This is a genomic window from Alistipes sp. 56_sp_Nov_56_25, from assembly GCF_001915285.1.
Taxonomy (GTDB): Bacteria; Bacteroidota; Bacteroidia; order Bacteroidales; family Rikenellaceae; genus Alistipes; species Alistipes shahii.
In genome coordinates this window covers 49,012-65,980 of record NZ_MNQF01000063.1, presented here as the reverse complement: position 1 = coordinate 65,980, position 16,969 = coordinate 49,012, and the positions used below count along the sequence as shown (strand labels likewise).

Below are 16,969 nucleotides of genomic sequence, written 5' to 3'. Positions count from 1 at the left end.
CGCTATTTCGAGTTTTGTTTGTAGTACTTGATCATCTTGGGGATAATCTCATTGACATCGCCCGTGATGGCGTAGTCGGCGATCTTGTTGATCGGGGCTTCGGGGTCCGAGTTGATCGAGATGACCATCGACGACTGGTCCATGCCGGCCGTGTGCTGGATCTGACCCGAGATGCCGCAGGCGATGTAGAGCTTCGGACGCACCGTGACGCCCGTCTGGCCCACCTGACGCGCATGCTCCGTGAAACCTGCATCGACGGCGGCGCGGCTGGCGCCCACTTCGCCTCCCAGAACGTCGGCCAGTTCGTGCACCAGCCTGAAGTTCTCTTTGGAACCCATGCCGTAGCCGCCGGCGACGATGATGCCCGCACCCTTGATGTCGATCTTGCGCTCCTCGATCTGACGGTCGATGATCTTCACCGCGAGGTCCGCGTCCGTGACCATCTTCTTCCAGTCGATCGCCTTCACCTCGCCCGCGCCGGGCTGTGCGGCGTACTCCTTGCGCATGACGCCCTCGCGGACGGTGGCCATCTGCGGACGGTGGTCGGGGTTGACGATCGTGGCGATGATGTTTCCGCCGAACGCCGGGCGGATCTGATAGAGGAGGTTCTTATACTCCGTACCCGTCTTGGCGTCCTTGTGGTCGCCGATTTCGAGCTGCGTGCAGTCGGCCGTAAGACCGCTGTGCAGGGCCGACGATACGCGGGGTGCGAAGTCGCGGCCCACGGGCGTGGCGCCGAACAGCGCGATCTGGGGCTTCTCCTGCCCGATCAGACCGCACAGGACCGCCGTGTGGGGCAGCGTGCGGAACGGAGAAAATAACGGATCATCGGCAACCCAGACCGTATCGGCGCCGTATTTGGCCAGTTCCTTTTCGATGCCGGCGAGGTTGTGGCCCAGGACGACGGCTTCGAGTTTCACGCCGAGCGTCGTGGCCAGTTCGCGGCCTTTGGTCAGCAGTTCGAGACTCACGTCGGCGACCTTGCCGCCCTCCATCTCGATATATACGAATATATTGTTCATCTCAAAAAAACGCATTAACCGAGCGTGTGGCTCGCGATGAGTTCAACCATAAGTTCATTGATGTCGTTGTCGGCGGCAGTGAGTTTCTTGGCCTCCTTGGCGGCGAAAACCACGTTCTCGATCCTCTTGACCTTCGTGGGCGAACCCTGGAGGCCGAGCTGCGCGGGATCGGGATCGACATCGGCGGCGGCCCACTCCACGATGCGGAGGTACTCCTTCGCGGCGGCGCGCTGCGCGGCGGGCGATTCGGGTGCAGCGGCGATCTCCGAACCGGCCAGCGCGCCCTTGTACTTCATCACGCGCTTGGCGTTGCGCGGGCGGCACTCGGCGGCCGAGGCGTTGACCGTCACAACGGCCGGAATCGGGCACTCGACGACCTCCGTGCCGTGCTCCAGACGGCGCTTGATGACCAGCGCGCCCTCACGGACTTCGAGAATCTCCTCGGCATAGGTCACCTGCGGAAGACCGAGCTTCTCGGCGACCTGCGGACCCACCTGCGCCGTGTCGCCGTCGATGGCCTGACGGCCTGCGAAAATCACGTCGGGGGCGATCTTCTTCAGCGCGCACGAAAGGGCGTAGGAGGTGGCCAGCGTGTCCGAGCCGGCGAACTCGCGGCCCGAAAGCAGGTAGCCGCCGTCGGCCCCGCGGAACATCGCGTCGCGGATGATGTCGGCGGCGCGCTGCGGACCCATCGTAAGGATATGAACCGTGGAACCCGCCACACGGTCCTTGAGCCGCAGGGCGGCTTCGAGCGCATTGAGGTCCTCGGGATTGAAGATGGCCGGAAGCGCCGCGCGGTTGACCGTCCCTTCGGGAGTCATCGCGTCCTTGCCTACGTTGCGGGTATCGGGAACCTGCTTGGCCAAAACAAGAATTTTGAGGTTTTGTTGTTGCATATAAGTAAGTAATGGTTATATATTGAATCCTTTTCCTTCTTTTACCGCTGTCGTCGCGGCGTTCCGTCGCGTTCGCGAATCTGCCCCGCCCCAAGCCCTCCCGCGGGAGGGACTTACGGCGTAAAACACGCCCCGTTTCTGCTTTGGCGGTTCGGCAATCCGTAAGCGACTGCCCCCGCCTGTCGCCGCAGTTGTCGCAGTTGTCGCAATGCGACCGGGTCGTCAACCGGGATTTCGACCGAAACGCGGACGGGCGGAAATCACACAAAAACGCATCCCTAACCTGCCACTGGGCAGCCGGGATGCGCGGTTGCTTATCGGACGATCGTTTCGCCGCGGTCGGGACCTACGGAGATGATCTTCACGGGGACGCCCGTCTGCCGCTCGATGAACTCCACGTAGCGTTTGAACGCCTCGGGGAACTCCTCGTAGCTGCCGTACCGGCGCAGGTCGCATTTCCAGCCCTCGAACTCGGTGTAGACCGGACAGAGGTCGCCGGTGATTTCGTAGGGGAACTCCGAGGTGGTGCGGCCGCCGATCTCGTAGGCCGTGGCCACGCGGATCGTGTCGAAATCGTTCATCACGTCGGATTTCATCATAATCAGCTGCGTCACGCCGTTGACCATGATCGAATATTTCAGGGCCACCATATCGAGCCATCCGCAGCGGCGGCGGCGGCCCGTGACGGCGCCGAACTCGTGGCCGATGTCGCACAGCCGCTCGCCCGTCTCGTCGAACAGCTCCGTGGGGAACGGTCCGCTGCCCACGCGCGTGCAATAAGCCTTGAAAATGCCGAAGACCTCGCCGATGCGGTTCGGGGCGACGCCCAGCCCGGTGCAGACGCCCGCGCAGACGGTGTTCGACGAGGTGACGAACGGATAGGAGCCGAAGTCCACGTCCAGAAGCGTTCCCTGCGCGCCTTCGGCCAGAACGGACTTGTCCTGCGAGAGGCAGTCGTTGACGAAATATTCGCTGTCGATGATGTGGAAGCGGCGGAGGTATTTGACCGCCTCGAACCACTGCTTCTCCAGCTCGGCAATGTCGTATTGATAGTCGAGACTCTTCAGGATCTTCTCGTGGCGCGCCTTGGCCGCAGCGTAGATGCTTTCGAAATCGGGACTCAACAGATCCCCTACGCGCATGCCGTTGCGGCTTACCTTGTCGGTATAGGTGGGACCGATGCCCTTGCCCGTCGTGCCGATCTTGGCGCTGCCCTTGGCCGCCTCGTACGCGGCGTCGAGCATGCGGTGCGTGGGCAGAATCAGGTGGGCCTTCTTCGAAATGCAGAGCTGTTTGGTCAGGTCATGGCCGCTGGCAGCCAACGCTTCGGCCTCCTCGCGGAAAAGCACCGCGTCGATCACCACGCCGTTGCCGATGATGTTGGTCTTGCCGCCCTGGAAAATGCCCGAAGGAATCGAGCGGAGCACGTATTTCTCGCCGTTGAATTCCAACGTGTGACCGGCATTGGGACCGCCCTGGAAGCGGGCCACCACCTCGTAACGAGGCGTCAGCACGTCCACAACCTTCCCTTTGCCCTCGTCACCCCATTGCAGGCCGAGGATAACGTCAACTTTTTTCATTGTATCCGGTTCTGTTTTATGTTTGCAAAAGACATTTTTTGCATCCAAAGGTACGAATTATTATCCGAAAAGCCCAAGGCCGCCGCCGGACTTTTCAACAAATTATGAAGAAAAACCGTCCTTTTCGGACGGTTTTTTGTCGTAAATGGGGGAAATAACGCACTCGGAAGCGGGGCCGTTCCGCCCGGGACCGAAATCCCCGCAACGGCCCGGCGGGCCGTTGCATGCCGGAAATCACTTGCGGACGAGTTCCGTCGGTCCGTTGAAGTCGACGCTTTGCGAGGCGAGGCAGTAGACCGTGGCAAGGGAGGGGTTGCCGCGCACGTCGGCACGCAGCCCCGAGGCGCAGGAGGTCACGTCCAGCGACCCCGCGAGGGCATTGTCCGGACAAAGAAGCGTTGCGAGCGAGGCGTTCGACTGCAAATCGAGGCGCGGCAGCGAGTTGCCGCCGCAATCGAGGTATGCGAGGCCGCGCAGGCCGTTCACGTCGAGCGACACAAGGCCGTTGTCCGAGCAGTCGAGCCATTCGAGGCGCGTCATTGTGACGTCCAGCCGCGTGAGCGCGTTGCCCCGGCAGTCGAGCCGTTCCAGACGCGTGAACTCCTTCAGGTCGGAGAGCGACGCGACACCCCGTTCCGGACACTCCACCGTGCGGACACGCTGCGCCTCGTAGCGCGAGATGCGGCCGTCGCCATCGACGTCGAATTCGCCCAGGCAGTAGGCCTCGAAGGCCTTGTCGTAAAATGTCAGGTAGATGTATCTGTTCTTCTCGTCGCGCTCGTCCTCGGCAAGGCCGCAGGCCGCCGAGAGCAGTAGGAGCAGGACGGGAAGGGCGCGGACCATAGGCGGCGTCAGATGTTCACGTCGTCGTCGGAGGCGTCCGAAGCGTCCGAGCTGTCGTCGTCGCCCTGAATGTCGTCGGCCCCCTTGATCTCGTCGTCGTAGTAGTCCTTGTCGTCGTCGTCGTGCGAATTGTCGTCGACCTTCACGTCGATCTTCACCATGTAGGCTATCTCGTCCGTATCATAGGGAACGGCATAGAAAAAATCGCCGTTGGGCTTGTCGACACGGATCATCGCATCGGTGAATCCCAGCGGGTATTTCGCCTTCACAGCCTCCTGCAACTCGGGGCTGAGGTTATGAAAACTCGTCGCAATATGTTTCTTCACGATATTCGGTTTAGTCATGGTAGTGTCTCGAAATTTTTTGCAATTATAAGCAAAATTTGAATATCGCACCACATCTGCAATTTTTTTTTTGCATTTTTTTTGATTTTACACCAAATTCACCCGTTGTTAAGGACAAAATATGTAACTTTACACACGTTATTTAAGGATTATGGTACGCGAACGGATCGAGGAGCTGCGCCGGCAGCTCGAACTGCATAACTTCAAATATTACGTCGAAAACGCCCCCGAGATTTCGGATTTCGAGTTCGACGCAATGATGCGCGAACTCCAGGATCTGGAGCGCGCACACCCCGAATACGCCGACCCCAACTCGCCTTCGGTGCGCGTGGGAAGCGACCTGACGGCCGAGTTCCGGACCGTGAAGCACCGCTACGCGATGCTGTCGCTGGGCAACACCTACTCGCTGGACGAACTGCACGAGTTCATCGGCCGCATCGAGCGCGAAGCCGGGGCCACGGACTACGTCTGCGAACTGAAATTCGACGGCACGGCCATCTCGCTCACCTACGAGCACGGACGGCTCGTGCGCGCCGTGACCCGCGGCGACGGCGTCGAGGGCGACGACGTGACGGCCAATGTCCGCACCGTGCGCACGGTGCCCCTGCGCCTGCGGGGCACGGACTGGCCCGACCTCTTCGAAATCCGCGGCGAGATCCTGATGCCCTACGCCTCGTTCGACCGCCTCAACGCCGAGCGCGAGGCCAACGGCGAGCAGCTCTTCGCCAACCCCCGCAACGCCGCCGCCGGGACGCTCAAGCAGCAGTCGTCGGCCGTGGTGGCCCGGCGCGGACTGGACTGCACGCTCTACCAGCTGGCGGGCGACGAGCTGCCCTTCTCGAGCCATTGGGAGAGCCTCGAAAAGGCCCGCCAGTGGGGGTTCAAGGTCTCGGACGCGGCGCGCATCTGCCGCAGCGTCGCCGAGATCGACGCATTTATCGAACACTGGGACACCGCACGGCGCCGCCTGCCCTTCCCGACGGACGGCGTGGTGATCAAGGTCAACGACTTCGCCGTCCGGCGCCAGCTGGGATTCACAGCCAAGGCCCCCAAGTGGGCCGTGGCCTACAAGTTCAAGGCCGAACGGGCCGCCACGCGGCTCGACAGCGTGTCGTTCCAGGTAGGACGCACCGGGGCTATCACGCCCGTCGCCAACCTCGAACCGGTGCTGCTGGCCGGAACCACCGTGCGGCGCGCGACGCTGCACAACGCCGAGCAGATGGCCCAGCTGGACATCCGCCCGGGCGACACGGTCTACGTCGAGAAGGGCGGCGAGATCATCCCGAAGATCATCGGCGTGGACCTCGCGCAGCGCCCGGCCGACAGCCGTCCGTTCGAGTACATCACCGTATGCCCCGAATGCGGGACGCCGCTGGTGCGCTACGAAGGCGAGGCCAAGCACTACTGCCCCAACCAGAGCGGATGCCGGCCCCAGATCATCGGGCGCATCATCCACTTCATCCGCCGCAAGGCCCTCGACATCGAGGGGCTGGGCGAGGAGACCGTCGAACTGCTCTACGAAAACGGACTCGTGCGCGACGTGGCGGACCTCTACGACCTGCGGGCCGAACAGCTGGCCCCCCTGCCCCGGCTGGGCGAGAAGTCGGCCGACAACATCATCCGCTCGGTGGAACGCTCGAAGGCGGTTCCCTTCCAGCGCGTGCTGTTCGGGCTGGGAATCCGCTTCGTGGGCGAGACCACGGCCAAATACCTCGCCGAGCATTTCCGCTCGCTGGACGCCGTGATGCGGGCCACGCGCGAGGAGCTGGTCGAGGCCGACGAGGTGGGCGGACGCATCGCCGACGCCATCATCGAATACTTCGCCGAGGAGGACAACCTGCGGATCATCCGCCGCCTGCGCGCCGCGGGGCTGCAATTCGAAGCCGAGGCGCGCCGCCTGGCGTCGGAGGCGCTGGCGGGCCGGAGTTTCGTGGTCTCGGGCAAGTTCACGCGGAGCCGCGACGAAATGAAGGAGCTGATCGAACTGCACGGGGGCCGGAACCTCGCGGCGGTGTCGGGCAGCGTCGACTACCTCGTGGCGGGCGACAAGATGGGCCCGGCGAAGCTGAAGAAGGCCGAGAAGCTGGGTGTAAGGATCATCTCCGAGGAGGAGTTCATCGCCATGATCGAAGGCGGAGGCCCGGTGGAAAAGGCCGCACAACAGGAATTATTCTGACAGGCGCAAGACGCCTGCTTTGAGGACTGACGCAAAACGACAACAGATAAAACGACAATCAGAGACATTATGCTACGACACAAACTTTCCGGCGTGGGCGCCGCGATGATCACCCCTTTCACGGCAGACGGCCGCGTCGACTACAAGGCGCTGGCCCGCATGATCGACTACGTGATCGACGGCGGCGTGGACTACATCGTCGCACTCGGCACCACGGCCGAGACCCCCACGCTCTACATGCCCGAACGCGCCGTGATCGCCATGTTCATCACCAACCAGATCGCAGGCCGCGTGCCGCTAGTGATGGGCTGCGGCGGCAACTCCACCTCGGAGGTGCTGGACCAGCTGCGCGAATTTGACCTGCGGGGCGCCGACGCCATTTTGAGCGTGACGCCCTATTACAACAAACCTTCGCAGGAGGGGCTCTACCAGCATTTCCGCACCGTCTCGGAGCATTCGCCCCTGCCGGTGATCCTCTACAACATCCCGGGCCGCTCGGGCGTCAACATGACCGCCGAGACCACGCTCCGCTGCGCCGCCGACTTCCGCAACGTCATCGGCATCAAGGAGGCGTCGGGCGACATCGGGCAGATGCAGCGCATCCTGGACAACCGTCCCGAGGGATTTCTCGTGCTGTCGGGCGACGACGGCATGGCCATCGAGCTGATGCGCCGCGGAGGCGACGGCGTGATCTCCGTGGCGGCGAACGCCTTTCCGCAGCGGTTCATGGAGTGCGTGAACCATGCCAAGGCGGGCGACTTCGACGCGGCGGAAAAGGCTTATGCCGCGCTGGACGAAGCCGTGCACGCGCTCTTCGAGGAGGGCAACCCCGTGGGCGTGAAATGCGCCCTCTCGGTGATGGGACGCATCGGCGACACGATGCGCCTGCCGCTGGTCGCCGGATCGGAAAAACTCCGCGCGAAGTTCGAAGAGCTGATCGCCAGATACGATTTGCGCTGATTTTGCGTTTGTACCGGAAACGACCGCTATGAAACGATTGCTGCTTTTCTCACTGCTGGTTCCGGCGCTGGCCGCCGCCGGAGTCCCCGACGAGGACATGATCCTCGACCGGACGATGGACGCCCAGTCCGCGTTCTACTACCCCGCGCTGATGATGCGCTACAACGCGGGCGACGAGACGCTGACCGACGAGGATTACCACTACCTCTACTACGGATACGCCTACCGCGACGAATACAAGCCGCTGGCCGTGAACCCCGATCTGGACAAAATGCTGATGCTGGCCTCGGGCATCGACCCCGACAAACCCGACAGGGCCACACTGGAAACGATGGTCTCGGTGGGAAACGACGCCCTGAAACGCGATCCGTTCAGCCCCAAAATCCTCAACCTCATGTCGTTCGCCTACGGTGCGCTGGGCGACAAGGAGCAGGAAAAAGCCTGGTCGGACCGCATGAACGGCGTCATCCGCACGATCCTCGGCTCGGGCGACGGATTCACGCAGAAGACCCCGCGCCATGTGCTGATGTTCGACCACGCGCTCGACGTGCTGGCCGCCGAAGGGCTTTCGTTCGGCAAGGCGCGCATCGTCAGCCGCACGGTGGAGTTCGTGCCGCTGGTCGTTCCCTATGTGGTCGAGGGCAAGAAGCGCAAGGGATTCTATTTCGATTTCAGCCGCGTCTACTGGAACAAACCCGAGGGTTACACCTACCAGCGCGACCGCACGTGGCAGTTCAACAACCTCAAACCCCGCACCTATAAATGATCCGCATTCTCCGGCATACGCTCTGCCTCGCCCTGCTGCTGACGCTCGCGGCCTGCGAAAAAGACCGCGAGCCGCGAATCGAGGTCTCGACGGGAGAGATTCACCTCCCGGGCGACGCTTCGTCCGGAACGACGTTCACCGTGTCGGCCGAAGAACCGTGGACGCTGTCGTATACCGGCGAGGGATTCGCCGTGACGCCGGACGGCGGCGCCCGCGGGGAGACGACGGTCACGGTGACCGCTTCCGAACCCAACTCCGCCAAGGCGCGCCGGAAGCTGGGCACGATAACCGTCCGCCACCCCGCCAACAAGGACGGCTATCCGGTCGAGGTCTACCAGCGGCCCGCCGTGGCGACGCAGACCCTTCTGCTGTACATGCCCGGACGAAGCCTGATCGACTATTACGAGCGCAACATCGAGGGCGTCAGTGCGGCCGTGACGAACCAAATCCCGGGCGACGGGCGCATTCTGGTTTGCTACCAGCCCGAGAAACATTCGTCGGCCGTCCTGCAGGAGATCCGTTACGACCCGGCGACGGAACGGTGCGAACGAACGACGCTCAAAACCTACGACGGCTTCAACGCCGGAAACCCCGAAAAGGTACGGCAGCTGTTCGCCGATGCCGCGGAGCTGGCTCCGGCCCAAAACTACGGGCTGATCATCGGCTGCCACGGCAAGGCGTGGATTCCGGTCGCCAGCGGCTCGCTCTCCTACCCGATGCGGCGTTCCGCCGAGGACGACCTATGGGCCACGCCCCCGGGGGCCAAGCAGACCCGTTCGTTCGGCGACAAGGGCTACGAACTGAACATCACGGAGCTGAAGGAGGCGCTCGAAGCGCAGCAGTTCCGTTTCGACTACCTGATCTTCGACGACTGCTTCATGGCCAACATCGAAACGCTCTACGACCTGCGTTCGGTCATCGGCTACATCGTGGCGTCGCCCTGCGAGGTCATGGGCGACGGATTCCCCTACGACCGGATCGTCCCCCACCTGTTCGAAACGGGACCGGTCGCGGACCGGCTCGCGGAAACCTGCCGGGAGTTCTGGAACCTCTACGAAAACGAATACCAGAGCACGACCTGGAAAGAGCAGTCGGGCTGCATCTCACTGGCCGTCACGTCGCAGCTGGACGCGCTGGCGGAGGTGATGCGCCGCATCAACGAAAAAGGCAAACAGCCGTTCGAACTCTCGCAGCTCCAGTACTACGAGGGACTGATGACACACCTTTTCTACGACTTGGGGCATTACGTCGAATTGAGCTGCGGCGACCCGGCGCTCGTCGAGGAATTCACGACGCAACTCGACCGGGCATTTCCCCCCGAAAGCCGTCTGTGCACGAAGCAGTTCTATTCCCAATACAACAACGGGTCGAACCCCGTGCATTTCTATACGGGCGTCTCCGTGAGCGAGCCTTCGACGAAGTACGTCGCCGAAAACCGGATGACGAACTGGTATCGGGACACGCATTAAATGAAATGAAAAGAGCGATTCTCACGAATCGCTCTTTTCATTTATGCATACAGCCCGGACTTCCTATTCATACTGCCCGGACTTCAGCCGCTCCACCTCCTCGCGGGTCAGGAACCGCCACGCTCCGCGCTTGAGGTTCTTCTTCGTGAGACCCGCATAGTAAACGCGGTCGAGTTTGGTCACGGTGTAACCCAGGAACTCGAAAATACGGCGCACGATGCGGTTGCGGCCCGAGTGGATCTCGATGCCCACCTCCTGCTTGTTCTCCTTGACGTAGGAAATCTCGTCGGCGAAGATCTCGCCGTCTTCGAGCGTGACGCCCTCGGCGATGCGGTCCATGTCGGCGCGCGTCAGAGGTTTGTCGAGCGTCACCTGGTAGATTTTCTTCTTCTTGTAGGAAGGGTGCGTCAACTGCTTCGTAAGGTCGCCGTCGTTGGTGAACAACAGCAATCCGAGGCTGTTCTTGTCGAGGCGTCCCACCGGGTAGATGCGCTCCGTGCAGGCGCCCGAGACCAGCTCCATGACCGTCTTTCCGGCATGGGGATCGTCGAGCGAAGTGACGTAGCCCTTGGGCTTGTTCAGCACCAGGTAGACCTTCTTCTCGCCCTGCACCGGCTCGTCGTTGAACCGCACTTCGTCGGTCGGCAGCACCTTGGTCCCCAGTTCGGTGACGATCTTGCCGTTGACCGAAACGACGCCCGCCGTGATGAAATCGTCGGCCTCGCGGCGCGAGCAGATGCCCGACTGGGCGATGAAGCGGTTCAGGCGCATCTCACCCGTCTGCTTCTCGGGATTGAATTTCGGATACGACGCCGGTTTGTCGTCGTGTTTCTTATAGGCAGGTTTGAACGGTTTGTCGACGAACTTCCGGTCGCCGAATTTCTTATCCCCGAATTTCTTCTCGCCGTAGGGCTTGTCGCCGAACTTCTTGGGTCCGAATTTCTTCTCGCCGTAGGCCGGCTTGTCGCCGTAACTGCGGCGCGGACGCTCCTCGTCGCTGCGGTGACGGTCACCGTCGTAGCGGGGTTTGTCGCCGAAGGAACGCCGCGGACGGTCGTCGTCCTGACGCTGACGGTCGCCATAGGGACGCGGGCGGTCGTCATACGAACGGCGCGGGCGGTCGCCCTCCCCGCGGGATTTGTCGCCGTAGTGCGGCTTCTCGAAGACCGGACGGTTGTCGGCCGTGAAATGGGGGTTATACGAAGCCCGGCGTTCGGGCCTGTTTTCAAAGGAGGGTTGCTCCGAATCGGCGGCATCACGCTGCAAACGCGGGCGACGCTCGACACGCTCCGCCGTAGCCACTACGGTGCGCTTGCGTTTGTCGCGTCCGAAGCGTTCGAGCACCGGGGTCGAGTCGTTTTTAGGATCTTTCATTTTCTATTCGTCTAATAAATTATCGGGGGCAGGGACCGGAACGTGCCGACCGGGTTCACGCGCGTGATACCGGACGCAGCCCGTCCGAGCCGGTTTCCACCCGGCAAAGGTAATCCATTTTTCCGGATTATAACACATAACGTGCCCGATTTCAACCGTTTTGGGAATAATTGCGCCGGAAGGCGACAAAACGCCTGCTTTTGCCGTATCTTTGCCGAAAAATAACTCCCCGACGACCGGCGGCATTCCGGCAGAAGCCCCGCGCCGCCCGGCATCGGCTGCGACACCCGATCCTGCGTTATGAACATGAACCGCGAAATACTGCGCATTGCGCTCCCCAATATCGTCTCGAACATCACCGTGCCGCTCATGGGCATCGTATCGACCGCCATCGCCGGACACTGGGGAGCCGACTCCGCCGCCACGATCGGCGCGCTGGCCATCGGCGTCTCGATCTTCAACTTCATTTACTGGAACTGCTCGTTCGTGCGCATGGGAACCAGCGGGCTGACGGCCCAGGCGTTCGGCGCGGGCGACTTCCGCGAGTGCACCAACATGCTGGCCCGCGCGCTGTCGGTGTCGGCGGTGATGGGTGTGCTGATGATCCTGCTCCAATACCCCGTGGGAGAACTGGCCCTCTGGGCCATGAACGGCAGCGAAATGACCCGCGACTACTTCTACGCCCGCATCTGGGCCGTGCCGGCGGGCATCGTGCTCTTCGGGTTCAACGGCTGGTTCACGGGGATGCAGAACGCCATATTCCCCATGCTGACGGCCGTCACGGTCAACATCGTGCACATCCTTTGCAGCCTCTGGTTCGCCTTCGGGATGGATATGGGCATCGTGGGCATCGCCTACGCCTCGGTGATCGCCCAATGGACCGGCGTGGCGCTCTCGGCGCTGCTGCTCGCCGCCAAATACCGTCCGATCCTCACCGGGATCGACTGGTCGGAGGTGCTGGACCTCAAACCGCTGAAGACGTTCTTCATCATCAACCGCGACATCATCCTGCGCACGTTCTGCATCGTCGCGGTCTACACCTTCTTCACCGGGGCGTCGGCACGCATGGACGACCCCGCGCTGCTGGCCGTGAACACCCTGCTGCTGCAACTCTTCACGCTCTTTTCCTACATGAACGACGGCTTCGCCTACGCCGCCGAGGCGCTCACGGGACGTTTCATCGGCGCGCGCGACAGCGTGTCGCTGCGCGACTGCCTGCGGAGGTGCATCGCCTGGGGAACGCTCGTATCGGTGGTCTTCGTGGGGATTTATCTCGTCTGGTGGCGCGACCTGGTGGGCGTGTTCGTAGACCACTCGGCACCCAACGCCGGGGTGATCGAGGAGCTGGCGGGACGCTACATCGTCTGGATCATCCTCATCCCGATCGCCTCGGCCATGCCCTTCATCATGGACGGCATCATGGTCGGAGCCACCGAAACGCGCGTCATGCGCGACTCGATGTTCTGGGCCACGGCGGCCTATTTCGCCATTTACTACGCCTGCTACCCGCTGATCGGCAACAATGCCCTATGGCTGGCCTTCACGCTCTACATGTTCCTGCGCGGAGTGATCCAGTTCTTTATGACCCGCCGGCTGAAAACCATCTACGACAAGATCGCATAGGACCCGGACAACCGCCAGTCGCGCCACCCCTCGGGACGGATCGCCGCGGGAAATTCGCACTCCAGCCACACGGTGCGGGCCGTCGATTTCCACGGACGCCCGAGGTAAACCCGCGTCACCCCTTCGGCCGCCGTCACACGGCAGCAGGAGAAGACGAATCCGTATTCGTTGCGCTCGGTGGTCGAAGCGGCCGTGATGAAACTGTCGGCCTTGCAATGGATCGTCGAACACTCGAACAGCACGATCGAAGGGCCGAAAATGAAGTCGGTGGTTCCCTCGATATAACAATTCTCGACATGTACGCGCGAAACGTAGCCGCGAGCAAAGAAGGTGTCCTGATCGCCGATGAGCGCACAATGATACAGATGGATGCGGTCGCCGCGGGTTTCGAGCGCCACGGCCTGCCCTACCCTTCCGGCATCGTTCTCGACGGTCAGGCAATCCAGATAGACATCGTCGGCCTGAACGGACATCGTATAACTGTCGTAGGTGGTCAGCTCGCGGCCGTCGACGACTTTGCCGGCATAGTCGCCCCAGACGATGCGGGTTTCAGCCATTTCATCGCCCAGAATCCGGACCTTGTCCTTGTAGACGTCGAGCGTCACCTTCTCGCGATAGACGCCGGGCATAATCCGCACCGTGCGCCACTCCGCAGGCTTCGACGGCAGGGCGTCGAAACACGCCTGAATGGTCCGGAAATCCCCGCCGCCGTTGCAGTCGACGGTATAGACCGTCTCTGCCGAGGCGACGAACGAGGACAGGAGAAGGATCGTTATGATTACAGCGGATTTCATCATAGGTTCGGTGAACGCAATTACACGCTACAACGTCACCCCCGTCTTGAAGATGGCGATCTCCTTGAAACCCGTCTCCTCGTGCTTGAGACGCTCGCCGCCGGCCGTGGCCAGCACCTTGCCGATGAAACGCTCCAGCACGGCCTGCGGCTCCTCGTCCTCGACCAGCGTGCCGGCGTTGAAGTCGATCCAGTTGGCCTTGAACTCCGCGAGCTGCGTGTTGGTCGAAATCTTCATCGTGGGCACGAACGACCCGAAAGGCGTGCCGCGTCCCGTGGTGAAGAGCACCAGTTGGCAGCCCGAGAGAGCCAGCGCCGAAGCGGCCACCAGGTCGTTGCCCGGAGCCTGCAAGAGGTTCAATCCCGGCTTCGTGACGGGCTGTGCGTAGGTCAGCACGTCGACGACGGGCTGCGCCCCGCCCTTCTGCACGCAGCCGAGCGATTTCTCCTCAAGGGTCGTGATGCCGCCCTTCTTGTTGCCCGGCGAGGGATTTTCATAAATCGGCTGGTCGAACCGGCGGAAATAGCGTTTGAAATCGTTGATCAGCGAGACCGTTCCGTCGAAAACCCGGCGGTCCACGGCGCGGTCCATCAGGATCGTCTCGGCGCCGAACATCTCGGGAACCTCCGTCAGCACCGTCGTGCCGCCCTGCGCGATCAGCCAGTCGGAAAACAGCCCCACCAGCGGATTGGCCGTGATGCCCGAGAAACCGTCCGAGCCGCCGCACTTCAAGCCCACCTTGAGGTAAGCGAGCGGAAGCGACTGACGCTTATCGGCTTTGGTCTTTTCCACCAGCCCGCGGCAGATTTCGAATCCCGCCTCGATCTCGTCCTCGACCTCCTGGGCGACGAGGAACTTCACCCGCTCGTCGTCCCATTGGCCGATCACCTCTTTCAGGGCCGACACCTGGTTGTTCTCGCACCCGAGGCCCAGCACCAGCACGGCGCCCGCATTGGGGTGACGCACCAGCGCGGCCAGCGCCCGCTGCGTATTGGCGTGGTCGTCGCCCAGCTGCGAACAGCCGTAATTGTGGGTGTAGACCCGCACGTCGTCGAGGTGCGAGCAGTCGCACTCGCGCTTCACACGCTCCGCGATGGCCTGCGCCTGCCCGTTGACGCACCCCACCGAGGGCACGATCCACAACTCGTTGCGAATGCCCATCGTATCGTTCCCGCGCAGGTAACCCATCACCCGCACGTCGCGCTTCGGGCACCCGACATCGTAAACCTTGGGGACATAGGTGTATTCGAGGTCGTCGCGGAGGTTGGTTTTCAGGTTGTGCGTGTGAATCCACCCGCCCTGCGGCACGTCCTGCGTGGCGTGACCGATGGGATAGCCGTACTTCACGACGTTCTCGCCCGCGGCGATGTCGCGCAGGGCGAACTTATGGCCGCGCGCAACGTCCTCGCGGAGCGTCACGGCGACGCCCTCGACATCGAGCGTCTCGCCCTCGTGCAGGTCGTCGGCCAGTGCGACGGCGACATTGTCCGCAGCGTTGATTTTCAGAAACCGTTTCATATCAATAAAATAAGCCGCATGTCCGGGTCCCGCAAAGCCCCCGCCGAGGCGGGGGTTCGGGGTGGGTCGGACTTGTGAACACGACCGGAGGCCGTGCCACGAACCGTCCGAAACGCCGCACCGAAACAGCTGACTGGTTACGCTCCTAAAAACTTCTTCAAGGCATCTTTCATGCCCAGCGTCTCGATGTCGCGGACATAGCCCGCAACGGTCCCGATGAAGCCCGGAACCTCCGAGAAATCGACGGTGAAGATGCCGCTCTCCTTCACGATCTTCGCGATCGTAGCCTCCATGTCGGCCGAATCCCAGTTGGCGCAGATGTAGTCCACGAACTCCCTCGTGTCGTCGGGTTCGAAACCGCTGTTCGGTCCGTAGAGGGTCATCAGCGCGGCGAACGTGAATGCTTCGCGTTCGGCCAGCCGCTGCGCCTTGAACCAGTTGTCGCGCACGGTCGGATAGTTGCGCGCCTCCCATTTCGAAAGCGAGTTGAGCGAAATGGACCGGAGCATGTGCTTGATGAAGGGGTTGTAGAAACGCTCCAGAATCCCGGCGGCGAACTTCTTCAGCTCGTCCCGGTCCTCGTCGATCATCGGGATCACCTCCTCGGCAACCATGTCGTTGACGAACCGCTCGATGTCGGGCGTATTGAAAGCGTCCATCACCGTCTCGCAGCCCATTTGCAGGGCGATGGGCACCATGCCCGTATGCGACCCGTTCAGGATGCGGACCTTCTTGTCGCGGAACTGCTTGATCGACGGCATGAAGATCACATGCAGCCCCGCCTTGTCCAGCGGCAGCTCCTTCATCACCTCCTTGTAGCCCGGACCGCCGATAGCCCACAAGTGGTACAATTCGGCCTTCACCACAAGGTTGTCGTCATAGCCGATCTCCTCCCTGATCTCGCCGATCTGCTCGCGCGGGAAACCCGGGACGATGCGGTCCACGAGCGTGTCGCAGAAGTGGCAGCTGTTTTCGACCCAGTCGATGAAATCCTGCCCGAGCTTGTGGTATTCGGCGTGTCTGATGACGTATTCGTGGAGCGTCGAGCCGTTGTTCTCGATCAGCTCGCAGCAGATGATGCAAAGGCCCTTGGTCGGGTCGCCGTTGAAATGTATGAACCGCTTGTACAGCAGCGCCGTCATCTTGGCGGGATACGACTTCGGCGGACAGGCCGTCAGGTCGTCGCCCTCCTCGTAGCGGATGCCCGCCTCGGTGGTGTTCGAAATGGTGATCTTCAGCTCCGGCGAGAGGAAATACGCCTCGTATTTCGCATAGTCCACATAGGGATTGAACGAATCCATGATGCTCTTCACCAGCCGCACGTCCTTCTTGGGCCGTTTGTTCTCGATGCCCTCCAGATAGACGTGGTACATGTTGTCCTGCCGGTGCATCAGGTCGATCATCCCCAGCACCTTGCGCTCGGGGTCGATGATCGGCTGGCAAACGGCCACGCCTGCATCCATGACGCCCTTCTCGTTGGCGATGTCGATCTGCCAGTCCACGAAGGCTCTCAAGAAGTTGCCTTCGCCGAATTGCAGGATGCGAACGGGACGGCCGACCGTTTCGACGGTCGACTTGTTCAGTTGCTTGATCATTGTATGTCC

At 61.9% G+C, this 16,969-nt stretch carries 14 protein-coding genes; 5 read left to right on the top strand and 9 right to left on the bottom strand.

The window, feature by feature from the left end; all coding sequences use genetic code 11:
• Positions 1-2: 2 nt before the first annotated feature.
• From BHV64_RS10995 to BHV64_RS10975, 5 genes are all read right to left on the bottom strand, one after another.
• Positions 3-1,022: an electron transfer flavoprotein subunit alpha/FixB family protein gene (locus tag BHV64_RS10995; RefSeq protein WP_044054661.1), complete on the bottom strand. Its 1,020-nt coding sequence runs from the start codon at positions 1,020-1,022 to the stop codon at positions 3-5.
• A 14-nt stretch (positions 1,023-1,036) separates the two neighbouring features.
• Entirely contained in the window at positions 1,037-1,918 is an 882-nt protein-coding gene (locus BHV64_RS10990) for an electron transfer flavoprotein subunit beta/FixA family protein (protein ID WP_022062296.1), read from the bottom strand.
• A gap of 314 nt (positions 1,919-2,232) precedes the next feature.
• Positions 2,233-3,498 carry an adenylosuccinate synthase gene (locus tag BHV64_RS10985; protein ID WP_217727049.1) on the bottom strand — a complete coding sequence of 422 codons (1,266 nt, stop codon included), beginning with the start codon at positions 3,496-3,498 and terminating at the stop codon, positions 2,233-2,235.
• A 234-nt stretch (positions 3,499-3,732) separates the two neighbouring features.
• Positions 3,733-4,341, bottom strand: a complete 609-nt coding sequence (locus tag BHV64_RS10980; RefSeq protein WP_015545933.1) for a leucine-rich repeat domain-containing protein — start codon at positions 4,339-4,341, stop codon at positions 3,733-3,735.
• 8 nt (positions 4,342-4,349) lie between these two features.
• The gene (locus BHV64_RS10975) at positions 4,350-4,685 is read right to left on the bottom strand and encodes a hypothetical protein (protein WP_022062293.1); all 336 of its coding nucleotides are present in this window, start codon (positions 4,683-4,685) and stop codon (positions 4,350-4,352) included.
• Between the two features lie 151 nt (positions 4,686-4,836).
• Between BHV64_RS10975 and ligA the strand changes: the two genes are divergently transcribed.
• The 4 genes from ligA to BHV64_RS10955 all read left to right on the top strand — a co-directional run bounded on the left by ligA (position 4,837) and on the right by BHV64_RS10955 (position 10,056).
• Positions 4,837-6,861 (top strand): NAD-dependent DNA ligase LigA, encoded by a 2,025-nt coding sequence (ligA, locus tag BHV64_RS10970; RefSeq protein WP_195635840.1) that lies wholly within the window; start codon positions 4,837-4,839, stop codon positions 6,859-6,861.
• A 69-nt stretch (positions 6,862-6,930) separates the two neighbouring features.
• Positions 6,931-7,821, top strand: a complete 891-nt coding sequence (gene dapA / locus BHV64_RS10965) for a 4-hydroxy-tetrahydrodipicolinate synthase (RefSeq protein ID WP_147620153.1) — start codon at positions 6,931-6,933, stop codon at positions 7,819-7,821.
• Positions 7,822-7,849: 28 nt separating this feature from the next.
• Complete coding sequence (locus BHV64_RS10960; protein ID WP_288115942.1) at positions 7,850-8,587, top strand: DUF4919 domain-containing protein; 738 nt, start codon at positions 7,850-7,852, stop codon at positions 8,585-8,587.
• Positions 8,584-10,056 carry a clostripain-related cysteine peptidase gene (locus tag BHV64_RS10955; protein WP_217727051.1) on the top strand — a complete coding sequence of 491 codons (1,473 nt, stop codon included), beginning with the start codon at positions 8,584-8,586 and terminating at the stop codon, positions 10,054-10,056. Before BHV64_RS10960 ends, BHV64_RS10955 begins: the two co-directional genes overlap by 4 nt.
• A gap of 63 nt (positions 10,057-10,119) precedes the next feature.
• Here the strand turns inward: BHV64_RS10955 and BHV64_RS10950 are convergent, their stop codons facing one another.
• Complete coding sequence (locus BHV64_RS10950; protein WP_288115941.1) at positions 10,120-11,430, bottom strand: pseudouridine synthase; 1,311 nt, start codon at positions 11,428-11,430, stop codon at positions 10,120-10,122.
• Between the two features lie 300 nt (positions 11,431-11,730).
• Between BHV64_RS10950 and BHV64_RS10945 the strand changes: the two genes are divergently transcribed.
• Positions 11,731-13,053 carry an MATE family efflux transporter gene (locus BHV64_RS10945; RefSeq protein ID WP_015545924.1) on the top strand — a complete coding sequence of 441 codons (1,323 nt, stop codon included), beginning with the start codon at positions 11,731-11,733 and terminating at the stop codon, positions 13,051-13,053.
• Here the strand turns inward: BHV64_RS10945 and BHV64_RS10940 are convergent.
• The 3 genes from BHV64_RS10940 to BHV64_RS10930 all read right to left on the bottom strand — a co-directional run bounded on the left by BHV64_RS10940 (position 13,035) and on the right by BHV64_RS10930 (position 16,960).
• Positions 13,035-13,847: a pectinesterase family protein gene (locus BHV64_RS10940; protein WP_288115939.1), complete on the bottom strand. Its 813-nt coding sequence runs from the start codon at positions 13,845-13,847 to the stop codon at positions 13,035-13,037. The two genes, BHV64_RS10945 and BHV64_RS10940, sit on opposite strands and share 19 nt — an antisense overlap.
• Positions 13,848-13,874: 27 nt before the next feature.
• Entirely contained in the window at positions 13,875-15,365 is a 1,491-nt protein-coding gene (locus BHV64_RS10935) for a UxaA family hydrolase (RefSeq protein WP_217727055.1), read from the bottom strand.
• Positions 15,366-15,502: 137 nt separating this feature from the next.
• The gene (locus BHV64_RS10930) at positions 15,503-16,960 is read right to left on the bottom strand and encodes a tagaturonate reductase (protein ID WP_217727057.1); all 1,458 of its coding nucleotides are present in this window, start codon (positions 16,958-16,960) and stop codon (positions 15,503-15,505) included.
• Positions 16,961-16,969 lie beyond the last annotated feature (9 nt).